Source organism: Flavobacterium sp. I-STPP5a, assembly GCF_009764685.1.
Classification (GTDB): Bacteria; Bacteroidota; Bacteroidia; order Flavobacteriales; family Flavobacteriaceae; genus Flavobacterium.
The window spans coordinates 22,892-44,243 of record NZ_VHLM01000011.1 but is presented as its reverse complement, the minus strand read 5'-3'; the positions used below and the strand labels follow the sequence as shown (position 1 = coordinate 44,243).

The 21,352-nt window shown below is 36.2% G+C and carries 14 protein-coding genes; 5 read left to right on the top strand and 9 right to left on the bottom strand.

Annotation, left to right across the window (positions count from 1 at the left end; translation table 11 throughout):
• Positions 1–141 precede the first annotated feature (141 nt).
• Both FJV36_RS03025 and FJV36_RS03020 read right to left on the bottom strand, forming a co-directional pair.
• Complete coding sequence (locus FJV36_RS03025) at positions 142–5,811, bottom strand: alpha-2-macroglobulin (protein ID WP_158728758.1); 5,670 nt, start codon at positions 5,809–5,811, stop codon at positions 142–144.
• A gap of 299 nt (positions 5,812–6,110) precedes the next feature.
• Entirely contained in the window at positions 6,111–6,554 is a 444-nt protein-coding gene (locus tag FJV36_RS03020) for a nucleoside deaminase (RefSeq protein ID WP_158728759.1), read from the bottom strand.
• 59 nt (positions 6,555–6,613) lie between these two features.
• Here FJV36_RS03020 and FJV36_RS03015 point away from each other — a divergent pair, with 59 nt between their 5' ends.
• The 3 genes from FJV36_RS03015 (at position 6,614) to FJV36_RS03005 (ending at position 10,490) form a co-directional block, all read left to right on the top strand.
• Entirely contained in the window at positions 6,614–7,474 is an 861-nt protein-coding gene (locus FJV36_RS03015) for an energy transducer TonB (protein ID WP_158728760.1), read from the top strand.
• 181 nt (positions 7,475–7,655) lie between these two features.
• Entirely contained in the window at positions 7,656–9,437 is a 1,782-nt protein-coding gene (locus FJV36_RS03010; RefSeq protein ID WP_158728761.1) for a 1-deoxy-D-xylulose-5-phosphate synthase, read from the top strand.
• Between the two features lie 21 nt (positions 9,438–9,458).
• A complete protein-coding gene (locus tag FJV36_RS03005) occupies positions 9,459–10,490 on the top strand; it encodes a DUF3078 domain-containing protein (RefSeq protein WP_158728762.1) in 1,032 nt (343 codons plus the stop codon).
• A 3-nt stretch (positions 10,491–10,493) separates the two neighbouring features.
• Here FJV36_RS03005 and FJV36_RS03000 read toward each other — a convergent pair whose 3' ends face one another.
• The 5 genes from FJV36_RS03000 to FJV36_RS02980 all read right to left on the bottom strand — a co-directional run bounded on the left by FJV36_RS03000 (position 10,494) and on the right by FJV36_RS02980 (position 18,048).
• On the bottom strand, positions 10,494–11,840 hold the full coding sequence (locus tag FJV36_RS03000) for a deoxyguanosinetriphosphate triphosphohydrolase (RefSeq protein ID WP_158728783.1): 1,347 nt from the start codon (positions 11,838–11,840) through the stop codon (positions 10,494–10,496).
• Positions 11,841–11,958: 118 nt separating this feature from the next.
• Complete coding sequence (locus FJV36_RS02995; protein ID WP_158728763.1) at positions 11,959–12,426, bottom strand: RDD family protein; 468 nt, start codon at positions 12,424–12,426, stop codon at positions 11,959–11,961.
• A gap of 605 nt (positions 12,427–13,031) precedes the next feature.
• The gene (locus FJV36_RS02990) at positions 13,032–15,446 is read right to left on the bottom strand and encodes a ribonucleoside-diphosphate reductase subunit alpha (protein WP_158728764.1); all 2,415 of its coding nucleotides are present in this window, start codon (positions 15,444–15,446) and stop codon (positions 13,032–13,034) included.
• A gap of 258 nt (positions 15,447–15,704) precedes the next feature.
• Entirely contained in the window at positions 15,705–16,682 is a 978-nt protein-coding gene (locus FJV36_RS02985; protein WP_158728765.1) for a ribonucleotide-diphosphate reductase subunit beta, read from the bottom strand.
• Positions 16,683–17,472: 790 nt separating this feature from the next.
• Entirely contained in the window at positions 17,473–18,048 is a 576-nt protein-coding gene (locus FJV36_RS02980) for a DUF3109 family protein (RefSeq protein ID WP_086452875.1), read from the bottom strand.
• Positions 18,049–18,235: 187 nt separating this feature from the next.
• Between FJV36_RS02980 and FJV36_RS02975 the strand changes: the two genes are divergently transcribed.
• On the top strand, positions 18,236–18,811 hold the full coding sequence (locus FJV36_RS02975) for a MarC family protein (RefSeq protein WP_370514386.1): 576 nt from the start codon (positions 18,236–18,238) through the stop codon (positions 18,809–18,811).
• Between the two features lie 98 nt (positions 18,812–18,909).
• Entirely contained in the window at positions 18,910–19,113 is a 204-nt protein-coding gene (locus FJV36_RS02970) for a hypothetical protein (protein ID WP_086452873.1), read from the top strand.
• A 231-nt stretch (positions 19,114–19,344) separates the two neighbouring features.
• Here FJV36_RS02970 and FJV36_RS02965 read toward each other — a convergent pair whose 3' ends face one another.
• Both FJV36_RS02965 and FJV36_RS02960 read right to left on the bottom strand, forming a co-directional pair.
• The gene (locus tag FJV36_RS02965) at positions 19,345–20,919 is read right to left on the bottom strand and encodes a S41 family peptidase (protein WP_158728766.1); all 1,575 of its coding nucleotides are present in this window, start codon (positions 20,917–20,919) and stop codon (positions 19,345–19,347) included.
• Positions 20,920–21,351, bottom strand: coding sequence for a dCMP deaminase family protein (locus FJV36_RS02960; RefSeq protein WP_158728767.1), 432 nt, complete (start codon positions 21,349–21,351; stop codon positions 20,920–20,922).
• Position 21,352 lies beyond the last annotated feature (1 nt).

The window sequence follows — 21,352 nt, the reverse complement described above, 5'->3', positions numbered from 1 at the left end:
AAATCCGTTGCATCCGCGTTATTTACATGACAGATTTTATCGCAGATTTTGCAGATTTACGCAAATTTTTTTTGAACCAAACACCTTATTCTAATCTGTTTAAAATCCGTTGCATCCGTATTATCTGCGTTCCATTTAATATTACTTCACCACTTGTACCCAAAACCCTTTCGTTCTGGCCAAAAAAGTATTGTCATACATGGCTTCACATTGCAAGCCTGGTAAATAGTACGTTCCCAAATATGAAGCATTCAGTAGTATTCTAAACGTTTTTACTTCTCCAGCTTTCAATCCAAAATAGAAATTAGTTCTATCATCGCGAATATCAATATAATCAGCTAAGTTATTGGTCGCGTCACCATAATCAGTGAAACGGGTATTTACTATCTCGAAACCAGAAGGTAGAATTTGTGACAACGCCACATTTTCTACACGTTCATTTTTCTGGTTTCTAACCATTACCTCAGCAATAAATTCTGTTCCCTGGCTAATTTTCGAAACATTGATATTGCTTCCTTTTCTGTTCTTGAAAACAATAGAAGCCGAAACATTACTCTGAATCGCTTTTTCTTGTCCAATTGGAAGAATTCCTGTTTTCAATACACGAACAAATAATCTATTTTTTTGGTTGTTCTTCAAAGTCACACTATTTGAACCCGTTTTGACCACCAGACTTCGGTCAGCGATGGTTTTCATCGTTTTAATTGATTGTGATTTTCCGTCTTTACTGAACTGAACATCGATTCCTTTTGGACCATTGCTCACAGAGAATTTAGCCATTGCATACAATCCGTACGCCGTAGTTTGAGTACTCATCCATTGGTCACTTGACATATCTTTGGCCAATTTTGTTGCCATTGCAAATGCTTTTTGCTTTTGCCCAAGCAATAACAATGTTTCTAGGGCCATGGCACGATTCCTATCAGCAGATCCGTAATAGTAATAATTATAATTGGAATTATCATCTATAGAAGTATTCAGCAACAACGTCAAACCTGCCGATTTTTGCCCCGCCAACACATATGCCGAAGCCAAACGCAATTTACTTTCGTTCGAAATTCCTTTGGTTTCACGCAATCTGTTCATCGAAGACAAATCGGGTGCTGCTGCCAACGCTAATGTGTATAAGCGATACGATTGTGCCAAATCATTTCCGTAACTCGGTTCAAATCGCCACTGCTTGGCTTCTTTTTGCTGATACGAAATCCATTTTGATTTGAAATTGATCGGCAAGAAATACCCTTTTTTCTCAGCTTCAATCATAAAATGTCCAGCATACGAAGAACCCCAATCATCGGCGACGGTTCCTCCTTGCCAGTAGGACATTCCACCATTCGATAATTGAAAACCTCCCAAACGAGTAATTCCAGCGGTCACATTTTTTTGAATTAATTGCTGACGATTAGCATCCAAATCGACAATATCATTTAAATACAATTGTGGAAAAACAGACGAAGTAGTTTGCTCAACACAACCATGAGGATATTGAATCAGATATTGCAGTCGCCCGTTTAAATTGATTGTTGGCATCGAGGAAACCTCCAGTTTTGCCTTATTACTTCCCGAAACACCAAATGTTTTCCAAGAAATAGTTTTAGTGCTATTCGGCTCTAAAATCACATCAGTAAATGTATTGGTGACTGGATTCGGATTGGTCATGTCAATTTCTACATCATACACGGATTTCTCCTTGCCCGAAGTCGCTACAATTTGCACCTTTCCAATTCCGGTAACAGAACCCACGGCCAAATTGAAATAAGCCATTTTTTCGTCAGGCTGAGCAAATGACAATTTTTGAGTGGCACTGCCTATAACTTTTAATCCGTTGTTCGTTTTAATCTGAACCGTAACGTTCTTGATATTTTTTTCCATTGCAAAAATGGTCACTGGAATCGTCACTTTCTCGGATGGAGAAATTTTTCTTGGCAACGAAGCCAAAACCATTAACGGACTGCGAACCGGAGTTGCTTTTTCGGCACTTCCATACGCACTTGTAGTTGCATCGCCAGCCACAATCATGGTTTTTACGGAGCCAATGTACTTCGGTAATTTTACTTGATGGGTTTTGGTTTGTCCTTTTTCTAATTTAAAAGGTCCCATATAAATTACAACCGGTTTGAAACGATTGGCTTTTTTGGCTTTTCCACCACCCAAATCTTGGTCACCACCAATACTGAAAATCTGATTTACTTTTCCGCCATATGCTCCAATCACATCATCATAAATATCCCAAGTTTTTACACCTAAAGCTTCGCGCACATAGAAACTATCCCAAGCATTTGGGGCTTTGAAACGAGTTAAATCCAATAATCCTTCATCAATAATAGCTATGGTATAGGTCATTGCTTTTCCGGATTGTTCACTCACTTTTATAGCGAATGATTGCTCCGGACGCAACACATCAGGCATTACTAATTTGGGAGCTAGGATGGTGTTTTTATCAACTACTTCAATGGGCACAATTCCATACATTCGGATTGGCAAATCATTTTTGGTGGAAGCGTGTGGTTGTAAAAGCGTAATATTAAAATACACATTTGGAGCCATAGCAGCCGTAATCGGAATGGTAACTTTGGTTTCTCCTTTTTGGGTCTTTGCCCAAAGTGTTTGTACTACTTTTGAACCATTCTCGATAGAGATAAAAGCTCGTCCTCCTGCACTAGATGGGAACGAAATTTGAGCATTTTCACCCACGGCATACTTCTCCTTATCGGTTGAAAACACTAACATATTGGCCGTAGAAGCATCTGTATTTCTAGTTTTTCCAGACCACATTGGCCAATCGATATTTACCGTCAAAGCCGTTGCGTGTCCGCCAACAGCATCAGAAACCCGAATCATATAACGTCCCCACTCTTCATCCGTCAAGGCAAAACGGACATTTCCTTTTCCGCTAGCATCGGTATTAATTGTAAAAGTTTTGCACGAAGTCGTGGCATTATCAGCGTTATAATTCGATAAATTATCACTAGATGCATCCCACCACCAGCGCCATTCTACTTTATACACTTTTACTTCCAGGTTTTTAACCGACTTTGGACTTCCGTTTTCATCAACCGTAACCACATCAAATTGGTTCATGGTACGTGTTTCTAGCATTCCGTATTTGTTAGGTTCAGGTGATTTGATCCCCACATAAGTAGCGTACGGAGAATAGGTCGTCGCAATGACATCTGTACTAAAATCGCCGCCTTCTTCATACACTTTGGTAATAAACGAGGCTTTCAACATTCCAGGAGCTTCTCCTTGTATTTTTGGGTCTATCGTAGCATTCGCTTTTCCAGCGGCATCTAATTTACCTGAGAAAACGGTAACTTCTTCGGTGCTGAATTTTCGAACCAAATCATCAAAAATATACTTGTCATAATTTTTGAAAGTCGTTATTTGTTGCGAAAATTTGGCCTGCATTTCCACATTCAAATTTTTGGCCACAGCGCCATGAAGCCAAGCCACTTCAAGGTTGCTAGTGTTGGGATAAGCCGAAGAAAGTATAGCTCGTTTGAAAATATTTTTGATTTTCAAACGATTAGGTTTGATGGTTTCGATTTTGATGCTTTTGTAAAACTTCGCACCACCCACGCTAACCATTGCCTCCCAATTTCCTGTAAGCGCATCATTTGCTGTTGGAACTGTAAACGCATAATGATTCCATTCATTCGATTTTTGAACCGTTTGATACGTTACTTTTCCATTTGGATCAGCTAGTCTAAATTTGATAGGGTGTCCTAGTGGAATTTTATTCGAAGCATCATTCAAAATGAAAGACAAATACAAATTATCGCCGGGACGCCAAACGCCTCGTTCTCCATAAATGAACCCTTTAAGCCCTTTTTGCAAGGTCTCGCCAGACACATTAAAATTACTCACTGATAATGAATTCCCGTCGTCTAATTTAACATAAGTAGACTCCGTACCTTGCGTTACAATAGCAAAATAGGCAAATTTATCCAACTGAAAAGTCGCAATCCCATCGCTATTCGTGATTCCTGTAGTTATTTTTTGCTGCTGAAAAGTATACAAATCTACTGTTGCATTTGTAACTGGCTCTGTGGTGACAATATTATTTACGGCAAACAAATACGATTTGTTTTCGCCTCTTTTTGCAATTACACCTAAATCAGTAGCCAGAATATTAGTTGCTATTTTGGCATTATAAAAATACGAACTGGAGCAAGGATCCTGACTTTCTAGCCATTCGTAATCATCGTAGTAATAATCATCATAAGAGTTTCCGCTGTAATTAACATCATTCTCATCAACCTCTTCTTCCTCTTCGGTTGAATCTTCGTCAGCAGTTTCGCATTTGTACAAAGAATATTTTTTCTTGTAAACAAACTCTACTCTATAAATCGCGCCTGGTTCAGGAGTAATTATTTTAGATAAATCGAGAGCAAAAGTGTTCCACTTACTTAGATTTAGTAATGTATTTTCTTTTAAATTCAGAGTTGATTTGGCAATAGGTTGCGCCACTCTTTTTAGGTTTTGACTGCCATTGAGTTCGTTGTATTGCAAAAATTGCATGATATTGTTTTTGTAAATTTTATACACTTTTACATCAACAGCACTCAAGTTTACCGCTTCAAAATTGAGTTTTAAGTTATTAGAACTTGGCAGAATTGTTCCGTTTTTGATAAACCGGACGCTTGGCTTTATCTCATCAAAGGATATTTTCTCGGTATAATTCTCATTTAACTTTGCACCGTATTCACTTTCTATTCCCTGAAAAACTTCTAACAACAGTTCTCCGGTAAGCTTTTGCAAATCCACAACTGGCTCAGGCTCAACAATAGCAACTTCTTCGGGTTCCTCAACCACAGCACTATTAACAGCAACGGCCGAAGTATCAACAGTTACAACTGCTTCAACTACTTCCACTGGCTCTGGAGCCACTTCAACAGGTTTTTGAACGGGTACTTCATTACTAAAATAAACTTTCAACACATTTCCTTGTGCAGAAAACTTTAAATTATTGGTGTTCTGAATGGCGACTAATCCTTTAAAATCTTGTCCTTTTTCTAAGGGTTCCGAAAAATTAATAGACAAGGTTTGATTATCCCCTTCTTGAATTTCGGTCTTAACTACTTTAAACTCTTTCAATGCCGTGATCGGGAAATCGATAGTTCCTTTTTGATCGATATCAAAATCGTTTCCGTCGTATTTTATCTCCAAATTGCTTTTAGATTCCAAACGTTGAATGCTGTCAATTCTGAACTTGAATTCTTTTCCAACTGCATTCGTTTTTTCGAAAACAATTTTCAAATCGCTTCCGTTATGCTCGGCTTCAATCAATTTTTTCGCTGTTTCCAAATCAATATTATCGGCAGTTTTCAGTACCGCATTCAAGTATTGGTATTCTGGGCTGTAGGACTGCAAATCCAGCGTATTGACCACAAAATCTTGCTGAATAGTTTTAACCGTAAAGTTAAAATTGGAAAGTACTTTATCTTTTTCGGCAATCTTTGGATTCAGCTGGTCCAAATGTAAAGTCACCTGATATTCCGTACCTGATTCTAGCTTTTTTTCAGGAATAAAAGCAATCGTATTGCTCGAAAGGGCAATTACTTTTCCGTCTACACTCGGAGAAATGGTAAACAAATCGTTATCTAAAACCTCATTGACTTTCCATTCTTTTTTATCAAAAGCCAAAACTACCCTAATATCCGATTCTGAAGAGACAATTCCTCCTGTAAAACTGACTATAAACTCTTTGAATAGCGAGAAATCTGAATTAAAATCGGCGGCAGATTTTCTACCACAGGCTTGAAACAAAAAAAACACACAAAACACGTAAATAAATCCTTTTGTTTTCACTTTTAGCTAGAGTTAATGGGTTATAAATTAAATTATTGCAACATCTCACAAGTAACACAATAACTAGTTTGTTACTGTAATATTGTAGTAAATATAGAATAATTAATTTATTATTTTAAGAAGAAAATTCTTTTAGAGGAAATTATTTTTTAAAGGTATTTTTCAGGAGCTTTTTGCTTCGCCAGTTCGTTTCACTCGTGTCCAGCTATTCGTTACAATCTTATTTGCCGTCCCGAAGTTTCGGGATTGGCACATAAGGATTTTCACTGCTATCTGGGCAAGAGAACATCTTGAATACCCTACTTCCTTCTCTCAGCAAAAAATCGTTTCATCAAATCAGCGGCTTCATTGGCCATGATTCCTTGTACAACAGTAGTTTTAGGATGCAGTTTTGTTCCAAGAGTGATAAAACCGCGTTGTTCATCACGAGCGCCAAAAACAATTTTAGAAATTTGGCTCCAATACAATGCGCCAGCACACATCTGGCAAGGCTCGAGTGTTACATAAAGTGTACAACCTGTTAAATATTTCCCGCCTAGATAATTTGCAGCAGCAGTGATGGATTGCATTTCGGCGTGCGCTGTTACATCATGAAGTAATTCGGTTAGATTATGACTTCGAGCAATGACTTTATTATCAATGACAATTAGCGCGCCAACAGGAATTTCGCCTTTTTCAAAAGCCATTTCAGCTTCCTGCAAAGCTTTTTTCATGAAATATTCGTCGGTGAATGGGTTTATCATAGGACAAAAGTACGGATTTGAAATAAATTTCGTTAATTTTATAATCAGAAACCTAAAGAATGAATAGAACATATAAAATCACAATTCCCGAACCTTGCCAAGAGGATTGGAACAAAATGACTCCAAATGACCAAGGCCGTTTTTGTATGAGTTGCGCTAAAACCGTTGTTGATTTTACTGCAATGCTACCCGAAGAAGTGCAGCATTTTTTCATCCAAAATCAAAGCCAGAATATCTGTGGAAGAATGAGAAAATCGCAATTAGATTCGATTACCATTCAAATCCCTAGTCTTATACTTTATAAGCAAACTCAGTATCGCAAAATGTTTTTGTTAGCACTGTTCGTCACAATGGGATCTACTTTGTTTAGTTGTGCCGATAAAAACGGAAACAAACAAAAGATTGATAAAATTGAAGTTGTTGATGAATCTTTGGAAGTAAAAAGTATTATTACTAAAGAACCTAAACTTGTTAAGAAAAAGACTATAAATAATCCACCAATAAAACCTCAAATTAAAGAAATAATCGCTTTGCCAACCGTGACAGGTGCAATTGAAATCCCTATTGTTTATGAAGACAATTCAAATAACGATACTGTTGCGGAAGATGTAATTTACAACGGAGGTATCGGTTTCGAATTCCCTGCAGAATACAAAGGTGGGATTGAAAAATTTTACACTTTCTTCAAAGAGGAGTTTAATCAACCCGAAAATATAAACAATAAAATTACCGAAATTTCCATCTCATTCGTTGTTGATAAAGACGGCTCATTAACTTATGTTAAACCAAAATCCGAAATTGATGTGGCTTTAGAAAATGAAATTGTTAGAGTTTTGAAATTATGTCCTAGATGGAAACCAGGTGAACAAAATGGTAAAAAAACGAGAACATTATATACTGAATCTATTCCTTTGATCTAAACAAAATAATTTTGATAAAACTTACTTATCATAACTAATTACAATTGTTTCAAAAAGCAACCAATCTGAACTTATTTGCCCCATTTAATTACCTACTTGTTAAAATAATACAGATACTAGAATCGTCTAAAATTGAAAAAAGATTCCATTTTAAAATCGTAAATTTGCTTTTTATAAAACAATGAAAAACAGTTTACTTTCAAACATCAATAACCCAACCGATTTACGCTTGCTTAACGAAGCGCAACTTCCTCAAGTAGCCCAAGAATTACGCGATTTTATCATCGATATTGTGGCTGTAAAAGAAGGTCATCTTGGCGCAAGCCTTGGAGTTATTGAATTGACAATTGCCTTGCATTATGTTTTTGACACCCCAAACGATTTATTGATTTGGGATGTGGGCCATCAAGCCTATGGACATAAAATCCTGACCGGCCGAAGAGAAAATTTTCATACCAATCGTCAACTCGGCGGTATCTCTGGTTTCCCAAAAAGAAGCGAAAGCAATTACGACACCTTTGGCGTAGGCCATTCCTCAACTTCTATTTCGGCGGCGCTTGGAATGGCAATTGCCTCTAATTTGAAAGGCGATTTCAACAAACAACACATCGCTATTATTGGTGACGCATCTATCGCTTCAGGGATGGCTTTTGAAGGATTGAATCACGCGGGAGTTACTGATGCCAATTTACTCGTAATTCTCAATGATAACGCTATTGGGATTGATCCTAGCGTGGGTGCTTTGAAACAATACCTCACTGCTGTAAAAGAGGGGAAAAACCCAAGGCAAAACAACATGATTAAGTCTTTGAACTTTGATTATTCGGGTCCTATTGACGGTCATGATATTTTTGCTGTGATAAAGGAATTGAAGCGTTTGCAAAAAATAAAAGGTCCTAAATTTTTACATTTAATTACCACCAAAGGAAAAGGCCTGCAACAAGCCGAAGAGGATCAAGTAAAATACCACGCACCAGGAAAATTTGATGCAGCAACTGGCGAAATCATAACAAAACAAGAAGAAAATTTACCTCCAAAATACCAAGATGTTTTTGGCTTGACTGTTTTAGACTTGGCCCGAAAAAACGAAAAGATAATAGGAATTACACCTGCAATGCCCTCTGGAAGTTCCTTGAAATTTATGATGGAGGCAATCCCTGAACGTGCTTTTGACGTTGGTATTGCAGAGCAACACGCTGTGACTTTGGCCGCCGGAATGGCAACACAAGGCATGATTGTTTATTGCAACATCTATTCGACATTTTTACAAAGAGCTTATGACCAAATCATTCATGATGTAGCATTGCAAAATCTTCCAGTAATTTTTTGTTTGGACAGAGCAGGTTTAGTGGGCGAAGATGGCGCTACACATCACGGTGTTTTTGATTTAGCGTATCTGCGTTGCATTCCTAACCTAATTGTTTATGCTCCAAGAAATGAAATTGAACTTCAAAATATTTTATACACCGCACAATTAGGACTTGAAAACCCGATTGCTATTCGGTATCCTAGAGGTCGGGGTATAATAAACAACTGGAAAGAAAAATATCTGGGTCATTATAATGCTATAGCCATTGGTGCCAGCAGCTGTCTTGTAGCCGGTTCAAAAGTGGCTGTTTTATCGAATGGTACTATTGGTAATAATGTTACTTTGGCTCTGGCCAAAATAAAAAAAACCAATACCATTGCCCACTATGATTTTCCTTTTGTAAAACCATTAGACGAAAAAAGTTTACACCAAATTTTCAGTCAATTTGATGCTATTATTACCCTTGAAGATGGAACTGTAAAAGGCGGTTTTGGTAGTGCTATCACAGAGTTTGCAGCCACTTATAAATACCAATCACAAATTACTGTTCTAGGAATACCTGATGAATTTATAGAACATGGAACCGTAACTGAATTACAACAATATTGTAAAATTGACGTTACTAGTCTTGAAAAACTTTTTTCGAATTATTAATTCCTAAAACCCCTGCTTCAAATGAATTCATTACGATACCTTACATTCTTTGTGCTTGCAATATCACAATTGAGTTTTTCACAAGATACCATTCAAAATATAAAAATAAATTCCTTAGTTACTGTAACAGCGTTAACAAAAACAGATAGAATAGAAAGCATACCGCTTAAAATCAGAACTAAAACACATTTATTGCCTTTTTCATATTGGAGTAAAAAAAATAGTTTGGGTTTTGATATTTCCGAAGTAGCCTTTGTAAACTGGTCTGCGGGTGGAACTAGTTCTATATCCGGTTTATTGAAAGGGAAATTTCTCCGAAATTACGCCCGTGATAACTACAACTGGTCTAATGAACTCATTATAAAATATGGTTTAAACAAACAAGATGGTATTGAAGTACGAAAAACCGAGGATGCTATTCAATTAAACTCCACGTTTGGCTATAGAAAGGATACCCTTTCCAACTGGTTTCATTCAGCAAAATTTAACTTTAACACTCAGTTTACAAATGGTTTTGCTTATCCAAATACCGAAAAAGCTATATCAAAACCGTTCGCACCCGCTTACATTTTTATGGGAATAGGAGCCGAAAACATGGATAAAGATAAAAAGAAAACCCTTTATATCTCTCCATTTACTTTTAAAACCACCCTTGTTCTTGATCAAAGATTAGCTAACCAAGGAGCTTTTGGAGTTACAAAAGCTACCTATAACGCAGACGGAACTTTAATTACCGAAGGAGAAAAAGCTAAAGTGGAATTGGGTTTTTTGGTTACCAATAAATACAAAAAAGAAATATTCAAAAACATAAATTTAGAAAACAGATTAACCCTCTACTCTGATTATATTAATCGTTTTGGCAATATCGATGTAGATTGTGATCTACAAGTGGAACTAGTGGTGAACCAATATGTAAAAGCAAATATTGGTGCACACGTCATTTATGATGACGATATCAAATCAAAAAGAGAAATAGAAGGCAATCAAGTTACAGAGGGTCCAAAAACACAGTTAAGGCAAGCTATAGGAGTAGGTATTGAATATGCTTTTTAATTTTTAATTTCTTTTTTTTCCGTTTATCGTTTCAAACAATTCTAGCGCATTACCATCGGTCAACAAAGATACATAATGACAAATATGTAAAAGGCGCTCATAAAGATTGTCTTTTTCTAATTGATGTTTTTCGGGTAACATTTTTAAAATTAAGGTGTCATAATTAGAGGCCACATCATTATAATTATTGTCAAATGCGATAATAAATTTATCCAGTAAGGTTTGTATAATTTGATAGCCTACAATTTCTTTTTCGATCACTTCACGACTTTGATAGATTTTCTCGACACTGATCTTGATAATATCATCCATCTGTGCTTTGTACTTGCTTTTATCCATTAAGGCATAAGGGAATTTTCCTTGCAAAATAAGCTCTTCGTTTTCAACAAAAACTTTAACGGCATCGCTTATTAAGCTTCCTATTGCTAAGGCTCGTAAATAGCTAATTCGGTCTTCTTTGGTCTCAAGAGTTTTGTATTTAGAGGTGTCAATACTGTCTTTGACTAATTTTATCAAGTATTCTAATGCGAAATCCTCCGAAACCAAACCTAGATTTATTCCGTCCTCAAAATCGATGATGGTGTAACAAATATCATCTGCCGCCTCAACGAGATAGGCCAAGGGATGGCGTTCAAAACCCATGTCTTCTCCAGATTTATTCGGAATCAAACCCATGTCATGGGCTACTTCTTGAAAAAAAGCTTTGTCTGTTTGAAAAAAACCATATTTTTTATCAGCGATATTTTTGGTTGGTTTTTTAGGCAAACTCTCTTTGGGATATTTCATAAAAGCACCAAGAGTTGCATACGAAATACGAAGTCCTCCTTCTATTCCTGGACGGCTTGCAGTAAGTACCGAAAAACCATTGGCATTTCCTTCAAAATCAATTAAATCTTGCCACTCTTTTGCGGTAAGTTGGTTTTTGTATTTTTGTCCGTTTCCTATCGAAAAATACTCTCCAATGGCTTTTTCACCCGAATGACCAAAAGGCGGATTACCAATATCGTGGGCTAATGAAGCTGCAGCCACAATTGCCCCAAAATCATTCATGTGATAACCGTGTACTTCTTTTAAATGAGGGTACTTTGCGATGATTTTTTTTCCTACCAAACGACCCAAAGAACGCCCAACGACGGATACTTCCAGACTATGAGTTAATCTGGTATGCACAAAATCAGTTTTGGATAATGGAATAACTTGTGTTTTATCTTGTAAACTTCTAAACGCCGAAGAAAAAATGATTCGATCATAATCTACTTCAAAACCCAAACGAGTGTCGTCTTGTTCTACACGCAAGCGTTTGCCTTTGTCGCCTTGTCGTCTTAGTGATAAAAGTTGTTCCCAGTTCATCATTGCTAATCTTATTTTCTAGTTTTAAAGGAGCGAATATAAAGAAAAAGAACCCAGCGGAAACAAAAAAAGCGGTCTAAAATGACCGCTTATAGGAACCAAAAACAAGATTAGCCGTTTACAATCTCGCTTTTGCTAAAAATTCATGCTTATTGACCACATAGGTTACTGATAATGTATCATGCCAACCTATTGAATTGTTGTTTAAAAAGGAAACGATTTCAATAGGAATGAATCGTACTAAAGTTCTGATGAGTGTACTTTTTAGGTTTGGTTTACTGCCATTAGGTTTTACAACAAGTGTTTTAGTGAAGTATTTCCCAAAAGTTCTAGACAAATAGAACTCCATAATGAAATAGTAAAAAAACATCACTATCATTCCAAACAAAGCGTTTTCTGTGGGTGATAAATTGATAATCCAATCTGCTACTTGATAATTCCCTGTTACAACTCCTATCCCGTTAATGAGCGCCCCAATCCCTATGGTGAACAAGTAAATAATAAACAAATCAATAAGCAAGTTAAAAAATCGCTTGGTTCTAGAAGCTAATAAATCCGCCGAAATAGTTAATGCTGTAGTTTCCATTTTTATTTTTTTTTAGGGTGTTTTGCTACTTCGTAAAGTAATGTAGCAGTCTTGTAGTTATTTGCATCTTGCATATCTACAAAGTTACACCCACCTACGACTCCTGGAGTTACACTATTTTAGGAGAGTGTTTCGAAATTCGCACTTTAAGGTTCTAAAACCAATCCTCTTGCGCAACTGCAACTAAGAATACGTATCACTGAAACTACCAAATGCCTTTTCAAAATACTCAATTCCTAGCCCTGATAGCAGTGGAAATCCTTATAAGCCGGTCCCGAAACCTCGGGATGGCGTATAAGATTGTAACGAATAGCAGGAAATAGCTCCAAAAAAAAACAGCTACCAAAAATGGAAGGCACTGAAAAAGTCCCTATTTTCAAAAATCATTAAAAAAAGTGATTAAATAAGGCTTTGATTTTATTTAATCGTCTTTTTTTAGTCAAATTTAATCTTCTTAGATTACAAGGGGTTTGTAATAACTAAAAGGAGCGAAACCATTGTGTTTTCGCTCCTTTTTAGTTATTTTCATTTTCCTTATTCGAGGGACTTTTTCAGTGCCCTCCCAAAAATGATAGCTGTTTATTTGACTGTTTATTAATCTTTATTTACGATCCGCACATTTCACAATCTTCTGGACCAGCATTTTTGGCTAGTTCGATCATGGCTCTGTATTCCGCTGCTGTCATTTCTACAGGTTCGGCTACAACAGGGATAGCAATGGGTTGTTCCTTAATAACAATAGGTTCTGCTTTTTTATCGTTGTTTAAGGTAAATTTAATAGCATCAACGGCAGCTTTTGTTCTTAAATAATACATTCCGGTTTTAAGACCTGATTGCCACGCGTAAAAGTGCATGGAAGTTAATTTAGCATAATTAGCATTTTGCATGAACAAGTTCAATGATTGCGACTGATCTACAAAATACCCACGCTGGCGTGACATATCAATAATATCCTTCATAGACATTTCCCAAACGGTTTTATACAATTCTTTCAAATCCTGAGGAATATCAAGCGCTTGCACCGATCCGTTATTACGCATTAACTCTTGTTTCAGGGTTTCGTTCCACAAGCCACGCTCTACTAAATCGTGAAGCAAGTGTTTGTTTACCACAATAAACTCACCCGAAAGTACACGTCTGGTATAAATATTTGAAGTATAAGGCTCGAATGCTTCGTTGTTACCCAAAATTTGAGATGTAGATGCGGTTGGCATTGGTGCCACTAATAAGGAGTTACGAACACCGTGCTCCATAACTTCTTTACGAAGCGAAGCCCAATCCCAACGACCTGATAAATCACCGTCGGTTAATCCCCATAAATTGTACTGAAATTCTCCTTGCGAAATAGGCGATCCTTCATAACTTGAATATGGTCCTTCTTCTTTAGCCATTTCCATTGATGCTGTTACTGCTGCAAAGTACATGGTTTCAAAAATCTCTTGATTCAGTTTTTTAGCCTCGTCACTTGTAAATGGCATACGCAACATGATAAATGCGTCTGCAAGTCCTTGCACACCTAAACCAATTGGACGGTGGCGTTTATTAGAGTTTTCTCCTTCTTTAACCGGATAATAATTCCTGTCAATTACTTTATTTAAGTTGCGCGTTACGCGCTTGGTTACGGTATAAAACAAATCGTGATTGAATGCTCCGTTTTCAACAAACATTGGCAATGACAACGAAGCCAAGTTACATACAGCAATTTCATCTTTTGAAGTAAACTCCATAATCTCTGTACACAAATTCGACGAGCGAATAGTACCTAGATTTTTTTGGTTCGATTTGCGGTTAGCTGCATCTTTATACAACATGTAAGGAGTTCCGGTCTCAATTTGCGACTCTAGGATTTTCTCCCACAATTCATGCGCTTTGATGGTTTTTCTACCTTTACCTGCTTTTTCATAATCAGTGTACATTTTTTCGAACTCTTCTCCATGCACATCATACAAGCCCGGACATTCGTTAGGACACATTAAGGTCCATAATCCATCTTCTTGCACACGTTTCATGAATAAATCCGAAGTCCACATCGCAAAAAACAAATCTCTTGCACGCATTTCTTCTTTTCCAGTATTCTTTTTCAAGTCTAGGAAATCAAAGATATCCGCATGCCAAGTTTCTATATAAATAGCAAAACTTCCTTTACGTTTTCCGCCACCTTGATCTACATAACGCGCCGTATCATTAAACACACGCAACATCGGAACAATTCCGTTTGAAGTTCCGTTTGTTCCACGAATGTACGATCCTGTAGCTCTTACATTGTGAATTGAAAGTCCAATTCCTCCTGCTGATTGCGAAATTTTAGCCGTTTGTTTCAACGTATCATAAATCCCATCAATACTATCATCTTGCATCGCCAATAGGAAACAGCTCGACATCTGAGGTTTTGGCGTACCCGCATTAAATAAGGTAGGCGTAGCATGGGTAAAGAATTTTTTCGACATTAAGTCGTAAGTTTCAATAACCGATTTCAAATCATCTAAGTGAATCCCCACAGACACACGCATCAACATATGCTGCGGACGCTCTACAATTTTACCGTTTATTTTAAGCAAATATGATCTTTCTAGTGTTTTAAAACCAAAATAATCGTAGTTGAAATCTCTGTTGTATATAATGTGCGAGTCTAAAAACTCTGAATTTTCCATAATCACTTTATGTACTTCCTCAGACAATAATGGAGCATATTGTCCATTTCTAGGATTTACATAATGGAACATATCATTCATCGTCTCAGAGAATGACTTTTTAGTATTCGAATGTAAATTTGAAATCGCAATACGAGCGGCCAACTGTGCGTAATCAGGGTGCGCAATGGTCATTGAGGCAGCAGTTTCGGCAGCAAGATTATCTAATTCTGATGTTGAAACCCCATCATAAAGCCCTTCAATAACACGCATTGCTACTTTTACAGCATCTACTAAATCATTCAAACCATAGCATAGTTTTTTAATCCTATCTGTGATTTTGTCAAACATCACTGGCTCTTTGTGCCCGTCTCTTTTTACTACGTACATACTTTTTCTTTTTTTTAAAACAGAAAATCCCTTCGCTGTTTTTAGTTATTTGTTTATTATTTCGCAGCATGACCACCACAACTTTTGTGGCAGCAACTACTATTGGTGGGTACTGATTTGGCATAAAGTTCAGTTTCTTTATTTTCGGGAGCTTATCCCGCTGTCATTCCAATCTTTTTAGTCCTGAGAAAAATCAGGACTAAAAAGGATTTTCCCTTCCATCGGGGCTAGGAAGGTAGTAGGTATAGTCAAAACCGATTAAAAATCAGCGTCGAAGGTAATTTTTTGTGCTTCTTCATCGGTGTTCATCACACCTGCTTTTTGGTATTCAGCTACTTTTTTCTCAAAGAAGTTGGTTTTTCCTTGCAATGAAATCATATCCATAAAATCAAAAGGATTAGCCGTATTGTATTCTCTGTCACAACCTAATTCTACTAACAAACGATCTGCAACAAACTCCAAATACTGTGTCATCAATCCTGCATTCATCCCAATTAACGATACTGGCAAGGACTCGGTGATGAACTCTCTTTCAATATTCAAAGCATCTACAATGATTTCTCTAATTCTTTCTCTAGGTACTTTGTTAATCAAGTGGTGGTTGTGCAAGTGAACCGCAAAATCACAGTGAACTCCTTCGTCACGAGAAATCAACTCGTTCGAAAAAGTAAGTCCCGGCATTAAACCACGTTTTTTCAACCAGTAAATAGAACAAAATGCACCTGAGAAAAAGATTCCTTCAACAGCTGCAAAAGCAATCAAACGCTCTGCAAACGAATCAGATTCAATCCATTTCAAAGCCCAGTCTGCTTTTTTCTTAATAGCAGGAAAAACTTCAAGCGCATTGAACAACTCATCTTTCTCCGCTTCGTCTTTCACGTAAGTATCAATCAATAACGAATAGGTTTCGCTGTGAATGTTTTCCATCATGATTTGAAAACCATAAAAAAACTTTGCCTCAGCATATTGTACCTCATTTACAAAATTCTCTGCTAAATTTTCGTTTACAATCCCGTCCGAAGCAGCAAAAAATGCTAAAATATGCTTCACAAAATAACGCTCTTCATCAGAAAGTTTGTTATTCCAGTCATTTAAATCCTGCGATAAATCAATTTCTTCAGCAGTCCAAAAACTAGCTTCCATTTTCTTGTACCATTCCCAAATATCATGGTGCTTGATAGGAAAAATTACGAAGCGATTTTTGTTTTCTTGTAAAATAGGTTCCACTTGTGTCATTGTATTATTTTATTTTGTTGTGATTTTAACGAAATTTTGCTCAATCTTGGGAGTACAAAGGTTGTGAAATATTGCTGGATTTAAAAGCCAAACTTATTCACAATCGGGGCTAGTTTTTAACAAACTCTCAACAAGAGACCATTTCCCACAAATAACATAAACATCTATTTGTCAGTAACTTAAAATTTATATGGAATCTACATTAATGCTAATTAATCGGAATTTAAAAATCTAAAAGTTAAAATAATATTAATAAATTTTAGTAATAATAGTTTAAAATTTAGCTACCAAAACACATTATCAATTAACATTGTTTTTATTTAAAAACTTATCAAGATAAAATTTCAAATTGTTCATAATTTTAAGCAAACATTTGCTGTTTGATGCGCGCAAAACATTATTTTTGAAAAGAATAAAGCCGATACAATCTTTTAAGACTATACCGGCTTAAATTATTCTATCTTTCGATAAATAATTTCACAAAGTCAATAACGAGTCGTGCAAAAACTATCATTGACGAGGTGAGTTTCCAAAATTTGAGCCAAAGACTTTCTGAGTCTGAAGGCTCTTTTTTTTTGACTTTCATCTTTACAAAGGTTGTGAAATATTGCTGGATTTAAAAGCCAAACTTATTCACAATCGGGGCTAGTTTTTAACAACGAAAAGAATTCTCACAGCTTGTTGTCTTATTTATAAAATACTTATAATCAATAGATTATATTTCACAAAATAGCGTTAGCCATTGTAAAATATAGGGTTTAAGAAATTGAAATTGCGGGGTAGTTTTGTGCTATTTTGAATTGTTTAAGTGCTCTTGAGCAACAGTCTCTAGTTCTGCATACCAGTCTTCACCAAACTTGCGCACCAGAGCTTCTTTCACAAACTTATAAACAGGCACTTCTAACTCTTGTCCTAGTGAACAAGCTGCATCACAAATGTCCCATTTGTCATAATTTACAGCTGCAAACTCTGTAAAATCTTTTACCCGAACTGGGTATAAATGGCAAGAAACAGGTTTTTTCCAGTCGATGATGCCTTGATTGTAGGCTTGCTCAATACCACATAAAGCAGTTTTGCCGTCAAAGATGACGTAAGCACAATCTTTATTGTCAATTAAAGGAGTTTCTAGCTCACCATCTGTTCCAGTTACCCAAGTTCCCTGCGCTTCAATAGCCTCAATACCTTGCTTGCGCAAAAAAGGTTTTACTTTTGGATAAATAGATTCTAGGATTTTTGTTTCTTCCTCACTTAATGGCGCACCAGCGTCACCATCAACGCAACAAGCTCCCTTGCAGGCCGTTAGATTACAAACAAAATCTTTTTCGAGTAAGTCTTCTGAGACGATGGTTTTTCCTAGTTGAAACATGTTGCAAAGGTATTCAAAGAAATTTAAAAATGAAGCACTGAAAATCAAAAAAAAGAATTTAGCAAAAACGGAAGGCTTGCCTTCTACATTATAAATCAAAATATTTTTAACTTGACCTTAAAATAATACAAGATTGAACCCGCTAACCATCAAAAATGAATACTTTTGCACCATTAAAACCAACATTATGCAGTTAGACATCAGAGAAATAATTACCGTAAGCATGGTACTTTTTGCCGTAATTGACATCGTGGGATCTATCCCTATCATTGTGGATCTTCGTGCCAAACACGGTCATATCGAATCTGAGAAAGCCTCCATCGTAGCAGGAGTCATTATGATTGTTTTCCTCTTTGCGGGAGAAGAACTTTTAAAGTTAATTGGAATCGATGTCAATTCATTTGCAGTTGCAGGTTCATTTGTTCTTTTTTTCCTAGCCTTAGAAATGATATTAGGCATTCGTATTTATCGTGACGAAGAAGCGAGTTCAGCATCTATTGTTCCGCTGGCCTTTCCTTTGATTGCTGGTGCAGGAACCATGACTACTCTGTTATCTTTACGTTCACAGTTTTATACTCTCAATATTGTGATAGCCATATTCTTGAATATCATTCTAGTATACATTGTTTTAAAATCGTCTTCAAAAATTGAAAAGATGCTAGGCGAAAACGGACTTGGAGTGATCCGAAAGACTTTTGGAGTAGTATTATTAGCAATAGCTGTTAAATTATTTGCTGCTAATGTTAAAGGTTTGTTTCTTTAATATAAAATTTAATAATTTTACACCCTAATTTTAATTGGTTACATAGAATTCATTTCTATCATTTTCAATATACTAAAATTTAAACAACAAACTCATTTATGAAAATTTTCACTAACATACTGGTATTTTTGGCACTTGCTTTAATCGTCTTTAATGTTACATTACTAGATTTTAAAAACCCATTTCAAGGGGAAAGCATTGTTGCGTTTATTGGTATCGCAGCATCATTATGCGCTGTATTAATTCTTCTTATTTTTAGAGTTTCCAAAAAGATAGAAGAGAAATCAAACCCAAAAACATAATAAAATATAGTTTATTTTGAAATATACTTAAGGATGTGCTAGACTTTTAGCGCATCCTTTTTTTATTAGAACCACATTAATTAAGTAATACATTTCTTAAATAATTCTTTATATTGAAGTAAGAGAACGCTTAAAAGGAAAAGTATCATTCGATAAAAAAATAGAACAATAGCACCGAATTACAACGTTCAGGATCTAGTATTTCTATACAAACACTAAATTGGGCTGGAATCATTTCAATTTTAATGCTTCTTTAAGCATAGAATCTTCTTTAAGAATAATTTCATAATACTTGTTCTCACCAAACAATTGTCTTGCGTACTCTGCAGTAAGAAATCTTTTTACAAGCGACTTGCTTTTAGAAAACTGAATATCAAGTCCGTTATCAAGAATGAACTTTTGAAATTTATTAAAATAATTATCCGACGTATTAATTTTTTCTTGTAACGCCGTATATGCAATTCCTTTGAACTCCTTGTTATGAGAATCTAAATCCTCAAAAACATAATTCCCCATAATACCAGATTGCAATATATAACCCGCACTTTGACTGCTGTGCTCTATCTCAATAGGAACAAAAACATCAGGAACGATTCCGCCACCGCCGTAGACTATTCGTCCTTTTTTAGTTTTATATCTCAGAGTATCTACAACTTTAATACTGTCTTTATCATACAACTCTCCATTTTCAAAACGGGTTTCCGACTCTTTAAAATAGGCTTCCTTGCCTTTAGCATACGGTTTTTGAATGGAACGCCCCGTAGGTGTGTAGTAGCGCGCTATAGTAAGACGTACTGATGATCCATCAGCAAAACCCATTTCTCGTTGAACCAATCCTTTACCAAAAGAACGTCGGCCTACAATAAGACCTCTATCGTTGTCTTGAATGGCTCCAGCAAGAATTTCACTGGCCGATGCGCTATTTTCATTGATAAGAATGGTTAGTTTTCCTTTTTCGAATTGACCATTTGCTGTTGCAAAAGTTTTGGTCACTTTTCCATTCTTGTTCTTAGTGAAAACAATAAGTTGCTTATCTGGCAGTAACTCATCTATGATAGCGATGGCTTCCTCCATATAACCGCCTCCATTATCCCGAACGTCAATAACTAAGGACTTTGCTCCTTGTTTTTTTAGTTTACCTAAGCCTTCTATAAATTCATCATAAGTAGTCTCTGAAAATCTATTTATTTTAATGTAACCTGTAGTAGGATTGATGAGCACAGCCACATCAATACTTTTTAAAGGAATTACATCTCTTATTATTTTAAATTTTAGTTTTTGCTTGGTGCTTTTTCGATAAACGATGAGCTCAACAGCGGACCCAACTGTTCCTTTAAGTTGAGAAAACAAGCTATCAGAAGGGAGTTTTCTGCCATAAAGCTTTGTCTTTCCTGCGTATAAAATTCTGTCTCCTGCTTGAATTCCAGCTTTTGCCGAAGGGCCATTTTCAACAGGTTTTATTACTGCGACAGAATCCTTAAACATATAAAAATTAACACCTATTCCCACAAAATTTCCTTGCATACTCTCAGCCACTTCTTGCTGGTCACTGGGTGAAATGTAAACAGAATGTGGATCAAGCTGTGCGAGAATATTATCAACGGTCAGATTCACAATAGAATCTGTATTTACCGCATCAACATATTCATCATCAATAAAATCAATGAGTTTATTTAGTTTGTTTTTGGCATTATTTTGCACAATAAGACCGGATGCGTTGGGAAAATTCAATAAGCCGCCAAGTAGCACACCAAGAGCTAGTGTAGCAAATAAAATAAGAGGCAAATATTTTGTGTTGAATTTCATTTATTCTTCCATTATTGGTATGTGTTCCACCTCTACGCCTGCTTTTATTAAAAACTGAATTCCAGAATCATCACGATAACCAGAATGATATACGACTCTTTTTATACCCGACTGGTGAATTAACTTACTGCATTCTTTGCACGGGGAAAGGGTAATGTACAAGGTAGCACCTTCACATGATTGCGTAGAACGTGCAACTTTCAGAATCGCATTCGCCTCAGCATGCAATACATCCCAGCGCGTAAGTCCTTCCTCATCTTCACAACAATTATCAAAACCGCTTGGCGTACCATTGTATCCATCAGAAATAATCATTCGATCGCGTACAATAATAGCTCCTACTTTCTTTCTTTGGCAATAAGAAAGTAAACTCCATTCTTTTGCAATTCGCAAATAGGCTTTGTCGTATTTATTTAATTTTTTTTCACTCATT